Raw genomic sequence first — 302 nt, forward strand, 5'->3', positions numbered from 1 at the left:
TTTAAGATTTCCCTCTCCTCCCGGAGCTGCCGGTTTTCTCTGCGCAGTTCTGCAACCTCGCGTTCAAGGTCAGATTGCGCCGTCGGCTTCTCGGGGTCCTTGCGTTCCTGCTGGATCCACCGGCTCAGCGTTGAAAAGCCAACACCAAAGTCAGCGGCCACCTGCTTGCGGGAAAGCCCGCTCGTCAGGGCGACCCGAACCGTTTCAGCGCGGAATTCCGGGCTCGGTCGTGATGCCATGTCTGTTCTACTTTGCGACACGATACGTGCTCAAAGGAGCGGCACAATTCCGCGACAGGTCCA

At 59.3% G+C, this 302-nt stretch carries 1 protein-coding gene; it reads right to left on the reverse strand.

Features of this window, described 5'->3' with window-relative positions; all coding sequences use genetic code 11:
* A partial coding sequence (locus R3X27_RS25595; RefSeq protein WP_317711737.1) for a transposase occupies window positions 1–239 on the reverse strand: 239 nt, incomplete at its 3' end.
* Window positions 240–302 lie beyond the last annotated feature (63 nt).

Source organism: Tropicimonas sp. TH_r6, assembly GCF_033101155.1.
Classification (GTDB): domain Bacteria; phylum Pseudomonadota; class Alphaproteobacteria; order Rhodobacterales; family Rhodobacteraceae; genus Tropicimonas.